9 protein-coding genes and 4 tRNA genes are annotated in these 7,036 nt (G+C 53.9%); all 13 read right to left on the bottom strand.

Annotation, left to right across the window (positions count from 1 at the left end; all coding sequences use genetic code 11):
* Window positions 1–34 precede the first annotated feature (34 nt).
* Window positions 35–535 (bottom strand): 50S ribosomal protein L10, encoded by a 501-nt coding sequence (gene rplJ, locus D8U60_RS19195; RefSeq protein ID WP_008081912.1) that lies wholly within the window; start codon window positions 533–535, stop codon window positions 35–37.
* A 198-nt stretch (window positions 536–733) separates the two neighbouring features.
* Entirely contained in the window at window positions 734–1,429 is a 696-nt protein-coding gene (gene rplA, locus D8U60_RS19200) for a 50S ribosomal protein L1 (RefSeq protein ID WP_024014523.1), read from the bottom strand.
* Window positions 1,429–1,860 carry a 50S ribosomal protein L11 gene (gene rplK, locus D8U60_RS19205; RefSeq protein WP_003176435.1) on the bottom strand — a complete coding sequence of 144 codons (432 nt, stop codon included), beginning with the start codon at window positions 1,858–1,860 and terminating at the stop codon, window positions 1,429–1,431. The genes rplA and rplK overlap by 1 nt, the downstream gene beginning before the upstream one ends.
* A 118-nt stretch (window positions 1,861–1,978) precedes the next feature.
* On the bottom strand, window positions 1,979–2,512 hold the full coding sequence (gene nusG / locus D8U60_RS19210; protein WP_007957598.1) for a transcription termination/antitermination protein NusG: 534 nt from the start codon (window positions 2,510–2,512) through the stop codon (window positions 1,979–1,981).
* Between the two features lie 9 nt (window positions 2,513–2,521).
* A complete protein-coding gene (secE, locus tag D8U60_RS19215; protein ID WP_016772937.1) occupies window positions 2,522–2,890 on the bottom strand; it encodes a preprotein translocase subunit SecE in 369 nt (122 codons plus the stop codon).
* Window positions 2,891–2,935: 45 nt separating this feature from the next.
* Window positions 2,936–3,011 (bottom strand) — tRNA-Trp (locus D8U60_RS19220).
* Between the two features lie 53 nt (window positions 3,012–3,064).
* The gene (gene tuf, locus D8U60_RS19225; RefSeq protein ID WP_130900682.1) at window positions 3,065–4,258 is read right to left on the bottom strand and encodes an elongation factor Tu; all 1,194 of its coding nucleotides are present in this window, start codon (window positions 4,256–4,258) and stop codon (window positions 3,065–3,067) included.
* Between the two features lie 85 nt (window positions 4,259–4,343).
* Window positions 4,344–4,419, bottom strand: a tRNA-Thr gene (locus tag D8U60_RS19230).
* Between the two features lie 27 nt (window positions 4,420–4,446).
* A tRNA-Gly gene (locus D8U60_RS19235) sits at window positions 4,447–4,520 on the bottom strand.
* A gap of 25 nt (window positions 4,521–4,545) precedes the next feature.
* Window positions 4,546–4,630, bottom strand: a tRNA-Tyr gene (locus tag D8U60_RS19240).
* A gap of 142 nt (window positions 4,631–4,772) precedes the next feature.
* Complete coding sequence (locus D8U60_RS19245; protein ID WP_130900684.1) at window positions 4,773–5,204, bottom strand: hypothetical protein; 432 nt, start codon at window positions 5,202–5,204, stop codon at window positions 4,773–4,775.
* A 7-nt stretch (window positions 5,205–5,211) separates the two neighbouring features.
* Window positions 5,212–5,964 carry a pantothenate kinase gene (locus D8U60_RS19250; protein ID WP_130900685.1) on the bottom strand — a complete coding sequence of 251 codons (753 nt, stop codon included), beginning with the start codon at window positions 5,962–5,964 and terminating at the stop codon, window positions 5,212–5,214.
* The gene (gene birA / locus D8U60_RS19255; protein ID WP_130900686.1) at window positions 5,954–6,907 is read right to left on the bottom strand and encodes a bifunctional biotin--[acetyl-CoA-carboxylase] ligase/biotin operon repressor BirA; all 954 of its coding nucleotides are present in this window, start codon (window positions 6,905–6,907) and stop codon (window positions 5,954–5,956) included. The genes D8U60_RS19250 and birA overlap by 11 nt, the downstream gene beginning before the upstream one ends.
* Window positions 6,908–7,036 lie beyond the last annotated feature (129 nt).

Consider the following 7,036-nt stretch of genomic DNA (forward strand, 5'->3'; position numbering starts at 1 on the left):
CGAAATAAACAAAAAACGCGAGAAGTGACGAGCCTTAGGCTGCGGCAGCTTCTTTCTGGTCGCGAATTGCCGCCAGAGTACGAGCCAATTTGCTGGTTGCGCCTTGAATCACGCTCATCAGCTGAGAAATTGCTTCGTCACGGGTCGGCAGAGTTGCCAGTACGTCGATCTGATTAGCTGCGAGGAACTTGCCCTCGAACGCAGCTGCCTTGATCTCGAACTTGTCCTGACCCTTGGCAAACTCTTTGAAGATACGGGCAGCAGCGCCCGGATGTTCGTTCGAGAATGCAATCAGGGTCGGGCCGGTGAACACGTCGTTGAGGACACTGTATTGAGTGTCAGCAACAGCGCGCTTGAGCAGGGTGTTACGTACAACACGTACGTAAACGCCAGCTTCACGAGCCTCTTTACGGAGTCCGGTCATTGCGCCTACTGTTACGCCACGTGCATCAACCACGACAGCGGACAGAGCGACTTTGGCAGCCTCGTTGACTTCAGCGACGATGGCCTTCTTGTCTTCGAGATTAATTGCCACGGGTTTAACTCCTGCTTGTTACCGTTTCATTCGATCGGAACCGAATGTCGTTTTGGTGTCTGATTCGGTAAGGAACCGGGAGCACCATCTGCGTAGGCTTGAGGTTTAAGGCTTGCGCCGCCTACGGTCTTGGATAGCCCCCGCCAGGCAGGGACCCCAATCTTTCAATTGGCGCGACAATCCGCGCCAACCTTTGTCTTACGCGTCGAGCGAGCTCTGATCGATAACCAGACCTGGGCCCATAGTGGTGCTCAGGGTAACGCGCTTGACGTAAATGCCTTTCGAGGAAGCTGGCTTGATACGCTTCAGATCAGCGATCAGGGCTTCAACGTTTTCCTTCAGCTTGACGGCGTCGAAGCCGATCTTGCCAACGGAAGTGTGGATGATGCCGTTTTTGTCGGTGCGATAACGAACCTGACCAGCTTTGGCGTTCTTGACCGCGTTGGCTACGTCTGGAGTTACGGTGCCTACTTTCGGGTTAGGCATCAGGCCGCGTGGACCGAGGATCTGACCCAACTGACCTACAACGCGCATGGCATCCGGGGATGCGATCACTACGTCATAGTTCAGGTCGCCGCCTTTCATTTCGGCAGCCAGGTCGTCCATACCTACACGGTCAGCGCCGGCAGCCAGAGCGGCCTCAGCAGCTGGACCCTGGGTGAACACAGCAACGCGAACGGTCTTGCCAGTGCCGTGTGGCAGCACAGTAGCGCTACGAACAACCTGGTCAGATTTACGCGGGTCTACACCCAGGTTTACAGCAACGTCGAACGACTCGCTGAACTTGACAGTCGACAGCTCGGCCAGCAGAGCAGCGGCGTCTACAATGTTGTAGGCCTTGCCTGCTTCGATTTTGCCGGCGATAGCCTTTTGACGCTTGGTCAGCTTAGCCATTACACACCCTCCACGTTAAGGCCCATGCTACGAGCAGAACCGGCGATAGTACGCACGGCTGCATCCATATCAGCTGCAGTCAGATCCGCGTTTTTGGTTTTCGCGATTTCTTCCAGCTGAGCACGGGTAACAGTGCCAACCTTAACGGTGTTCGGACGAGCGGAACCGCTGGTCAGACCGGCCGCCTTCTTCAACAGAACCGAAGCAGGGGTGGATTTGGTTTCGAAAGTGAAGCTACGGTCGCTGTAGACAGTGATGATCACTGGAGTCGGCAGACCTGGCTCAAGACCCTGAGTACGGGCGTTGAAAGCCTTGCAGAATTCCATGATGTTCACGCCGTGCTGACCCAGAGCAGGACCAACCGGTGGACTTGGGTTAGCCTGAGCGGCCTTCACTTGCAGCTTGATGTAAGCGGTAATCTTCTTGGCCATGAGGCACTCCAATTACGGGTTCGAACGCCTCGAAAGGCTCCCCGGTTACTTGCGCGTTTATCCCAGTGACGACAAAACCCCACAGCCTAAGGCTGCGGGGTTGGGATTGCTTGTCCAGTTAGACCTTCTCGACCTGACTGAACTCGAGCTCCACCGGAGTAGAGCGACCGAAAATGAGCACTGCCACTTGGATCCGGCTCTTTTCGTAGTTAACTTCTTCCACAACGCCATTGAAATCAGCGAATGGACCGTCATTGACACGTACCGTCTCGCCTGGCTCGAACAACGTCTTCGGCTTCGGCTTGTCGCTACCATCAGCAACGCGACGCAGAATCGCTTCTGCCTCTTTATCGGTAATTGGTGCAGGCTTGTCGGCAGTACCGCCGATGAACCCCATCACCCGAGGAGTATCCTTGACCAAGTGCCAAGTACCCTCGTTCATATCCATCTGGACCAGCACATAGCCTGGGAAGAACTTCCGTTCGCTTTTGCGCTTCTGGCCGTTACGCATCTCTACCACTTCTTCAGTGGGAACCAGAATCTCGCCGAAGCCATCTTCCATGCCAGCCAGCTTTACGCGCTCGATCAGCGAGCGCATCACATGCTTCTCGTAACCCGAGTAAGCATGCACAACATACCAACGCTTAGCCACGGGACACCCTTAGCCGACAATCAAGGAAACAAGCCAGCCGAGCAGGGAATCAAGACCCCACAACAGCAACGCCATAACCAGAACAACAGCCACGACAATCAGCGTGGTTTGCGTGGTTTCTTGGCGAGTTGGCCACACGACTTTACGAATCTCGGTGCGAGCTTCCTTAACCAGTACAAAGAAAGACTTGCCCTTCGCGGTCTGCAGGCCTACAAAGGCAGCTACAGCAGCAATGGCAAGCAAAGCGAGTACACGGTACAGGATCGGCGACGCAGCGTAATACTGATTGCCAACAACGCCAACAACTACCAAAGCGACTACTACAAGCCACTTGAGCAGATCGAAGCGAGAGCCTTGAGCTTCAGCTTTAGGAGTCATCTATGAAGATCCTGTGAAAAGAAAGCCAGACACACCGAGTGAATCTGGCAGGTCAGGAGGGAATCGAACCCCCAACCTACGGTTTTGGAGACCGTCGCTCTGCCAATTGAGCTACTGACCTAAAACAAAATCAGGCCGACCATTATGCCGGCCCGAAAAATACATTACAACCGCTTATTCGATGATTTTGGCTACGACGCCAGCGCCGACGGTACGACCGCCTTCACGGATAGCGAAACGCAGACCGTCTTCCATCGCGATGGTTTTGATCAGGGTAACAGTCATCTGAATGTTGTCACCTGGCATTACCATTTCAACGCCTTCTGGCAGCTCGCAGTTACCAGTCACGTCAGTAGTACGGAAGTAGAACTGTGGACGGTAGCCTTTGAAGAACGGAGTGTGACGACCGCCTTCTTCCTTGCTCAGAACGTAAACTTCTGCGGTGAACTTGGTGTGCGGCTTGACCGAACCTGGCTTGACCAGAACCTGGCCACGCTCAACGTCGTCACGCTTGGTACCACGCAGCAGAACGCCGCAGTTCTCGCCAGCACGACCTTCGTCGAGCAGCTTGCGGAACATCTCAACACCGGTGCAGGTGGTGGTGGTGGTGTCACGCAGACCAACGATTTCCAGAGCATCCTGAACGCGAACGATACCGCGCTCGATACGACCAGTCACAACAGTACCGCGACCCGAGATCGAGAACACGTCTTCGATTGGCATCAGGAATGGCTTGTCGATCATACGAACTGGTTCTGGGATGTAGGTATCCAGAGTTTCAACCAGTTTACGAACGGCAGTGGTGCCCATTTCGTTGTCGTCTTTGCCTTCCAGCGCCATACGAGCCGAACCGATGATGATCGGAGTGTCGTCGCCTGGGAAGTCGTAGGTCGACAGCAGGTCACGAACTTCCATCTCAACCAGTTCCAGCAGCTCAGCGTCGTCTACCAGGTCAGCCTTGTTCAGGAAGACCACGATGTACGGAACGCCTACCTGACGGGACAGCAGGATGTGCTCACGGGTTTGTGGCATCGGACCATCAGCGGCCGAGCAAACCAGGATCGCGCCGTCCATCTGGGCAGCACCGGTGATCATGTTCTTCACGTAGTCAGCGTGACCTGGGCAGTCAACGTGAGCGTAGTGACGGATCTTCGAGTTGTACTCAACGTGCGCGGTGTTGATGGTGATACCGCGAGCTTTTTCTTCTGGTGCGCTGTCGATCTTGTCGAATTCAACGACGGCCGAACCGAAAACTTCGGAGCAGACGCGAGTCAGAGCAGCAGTCAGAGTGGTTTTACCGTGGTCAACGTGACCAATGGTGCCAACGTTGACGTGGGGCAGGGAACGATCAAATTTTTCCTTAGCCATCGATATCACCCTCTACAGAAGAAATTAGACAAACAATATCAACCATTAAAACAAAGGCAGATATTTTCATATCTGCCTTGTTATATGGAGCTCTTGAGCGGATTTGAACCGCTGACCTCACCCTTACCAAGGGTGTGCTCTACCAACTGAGCTACAAGAGCAAAACCCTTTTGCACAACCTGCAAACTTGGAGCGGGTAGCGGGAATCGAACCCGCATCATCAGCTTGGAAGGCTGAGGTTCTACCACTAAACTATACCCGCGGAGCCTGCAGCTCACGCTTAAATCTGGTGGAGGGAGAAGGATTCGAACCTTCGAAGTCGTAGACGTCAGATTTACAGTCTGATCCCTTTGGCCGCTCGGGAACCCCTCCTAATCAGGCCGGCATTCTATATCATGCCAAACCCCTGTCAAGCATTTTCTCATTTAAAAACCTGAGGTTAGCTGCGTTGACACGCTTCACTTCGAATCCCGTTTAAGGTGTTCGCTGTGGAGCGGGCGCCATTCTATGCAAACTATTGAGCAGGTGCAACCCCTTCGCACAGCATTATTTTATGTTTTAACCCATTGAATTCCTTGGAAAGGTTTTGCAACTGCTGTTCGCCCAACAACGGCTGGCCATCCGGCGCAACTGCAAGCCAGTAACCGCTTCCTGCAGCAGCTTTCGGCACGGATTGAGCATTGACCTTCATCGCCACCAGGCGCTGTTGCAACCTGGCAATTGAATCCTCTTCAGAAAATCCACCAAGGAAAAGACACTGCTGACGCGGCACCACCTGCCCTCTCCCGCTTTCACCAGCAGTTTCGCTCAGTAGACGGATATCCTGCTGCGCACCGCGATACAGACTAAGGGGCGTTACATCTTTGGCTCGCAAGGGCGCTTCCTGCTGATGCCAGACATAGTAAAAAACATTGAGAACCACTAGGAGCAGGAACAACCAACGCATATAAACCTCAGGACAAGGGACACGCCATCGCCAAGCCGACAAAAACCAGGTCGGGCACAACCCTGGCGTCAGGCGCGACGCCTTTAACCAACTCGGCATCCCCTCCCGTAATAAAGACGGTGAATTGCTCTCCCCAGTACGCTCGAGCCAGCTCTAATTGAGTGAGAACAAAGCCCCTCAGCATCAAAGAACAACCCCGCTCCACCGCTTCCACGGTGGTACGCCCCGGGACATGACTGGAAAGGGCGCGCTCTGCCGCCTCATCACCATAACGAATTTTACGGGTATGGGTGCGAAGCTGGTTTCGCATCAAAGGCATGCCTGGACAAATGAACCCACCGAGATGCTCACCGTCAGGCCCGACAAAATCGGCAGTAACCGCGGTACCGAAGTCGAGAACCAGACAAGCACTCCCGGCAGCCAGGTGAAAGCCGCCAAGCATCGCCAGCCAGCGATCAAGCCCCAGACGCTCATAGTCTTCGTAGCCGTTTCGAACACCAGACATCTCGCGAGCGGGCTTCGCACACACGATAGGAATACTGAACTCGCGCTCAAGCATTTCGGTTAAAGCGCTGGTTTCCTCGTTGGTCCTGACGCTTACCAAACGACACTTGCGCAGCGAGAGTGACTTTATGATGCGTAGGCTCTCAAGCAAAGCCTGATTGGAATCCACAACTCCTTCCGAGACCAGCTCGCTCGCCGACGCATCCAGCACGCGCCATTTTATAAAGCTATTGCCGCAGTCAAGCTCAAGAATCATCACGCAACCTCAGGCTGAGCTCTCCGCCACTAAAGGCCTTTTCAACACCATCTACAATCAAGCGCAACCCGCCTTGGTTATCAATCCCGAGCACTATTCCATGGATACGGCTGTTACCCGCGATCAATGACACGGAACGCCCCTGCCACAGATGATTTTCCGCCCATTCTGCCTGCAGACTTGCGAACCCGTTGAGCTGGTGTTTATGGATATAAGTCTTGAGTTGATTACTCAATTCAACCACCAGAGCATTGCGATCGCAGGCTTTGCCTGACTCCAGTTTTATAGAAGTCCATTGCTGGTCGACCTCATCGGCAACCTGCATATTCACGTTGATTCCTATACCCAATACAACATGACACACATCCGCCGGATCGCCGACGAGTTCGAGCAGAATGCCAGCTATTTTCTTGTTACCCACCAAAACATCATTGGGCCACTTCAAACCGGCATTGGGCACACCGGTGTTTCGCAAGGCCTGCATCACCGCCAAGCCAACAACAAGGCTCAATCCCTCAAGCTGACGCATGCCGCCTTCGATGCGGAGTACAAGGCTGTAATAAAGATTTTCTGCAAATGGGCTTACCCACTTACGACCTCGACGACCACGGCCTGCCAATTGTCGCTCCGCGAGCACCAAAAACGGCGCAGCGGCGCCATCACTGATAGAGCGCAGAGCTTCGGCATTTGTCGAGTCAACAGAGTCGAACACACGCACCGGCCATTGAGGCATCTTCCTGGTTATTTCAAGAGGATCAAGGAGCGCCAGAGGCGTCGACAATTGATATCCGCGACCGCGAACTTTATGGATCGACAGGCCAAGTTCAGCTTCAAGCTGTTGTAGCTGCTTCCATACAGCACTTCGGCTTATTCCCAGGGCAACGCCCAGGTCCTGTCCGGAATGGAATCGTCCATCCTTCAGTAGATTCAACAACGTCAGCATGCAGGTATCGCCTCACAATGAGGCCCGCATAATAGCCATGCCCCGGGCTGTTGCATAGAAATCAAGCGGACACATTTCTCGCAGGCAAAACAAAACCCCAACTGCTTTCGCAATTGGGGTTTCGGAATT

Source organism: Pseudomonas sp. Sample_11 (genome assembly GCF_004307505.1).
Taxonomy (GTDB): domain Bacteria; phylum Pseudomonadota; class Gammaproteobacteria; order Pseudomonadales; family Pseudomonadaceae; genus Aquipseudomonas; species Aquipseudomonas atacamensis.

What these genes read in the sequence shown, in the direction of transcription:
- rplK (WP_003176435.1), bottom strand. Translation starts at nt 1,860, where the DNA reads ATGGCCAAGAAGATTACCGCTTACATCAAGCTGCAAGTGAAGGCCGCT.
- D8U60_RS19245 (WP_130900684.1), bottom strand. Translation starts at nt 5,204, where the DNA reads ATGCGTTGGTTGTTCCTGCTCCTAGTGGTTCTCAATGTTTTTTACTAT.
- birA (WP_130900686.1), bottom strand. Translation starts at nt 6,907, where the DNA reads ATGCTGACGTTGTTGAATCTACTGAAGGATGGACGATTCCATTCCGGA.
- tuf (WP_130900682.1), bottom strand. Translation starts at nt 4,258, where the DNA reads ATGGCTAAGGAAAAATTTGATCGTTCCCTGCCCCACGTCAACGTTGGC.
- secE (WP_016772937.1), bottom strand. Translation starts at nt 2,890, where the DNA reads ATGACTCCTAAAGCTGAAGCTCAAGGCTCTCGCTTCGATCTGCTCAAG.
- rplA (WP_024014523.1), bottom strand. Translation starts at nt 1,429, where the DNA reads ATGGCTAAGCTGACCAAGCGTCAAAAGGCTATCGCCGGCAAAATCGAA.
- D8U60_RS19250 (WP_130900685.1), bottom strand. Translation starts at nt 5,964, where the DNA reads ATGATTCTTGAGCTTGACTGCGGCAATAGCTTTATAAAATGGCGCGTG.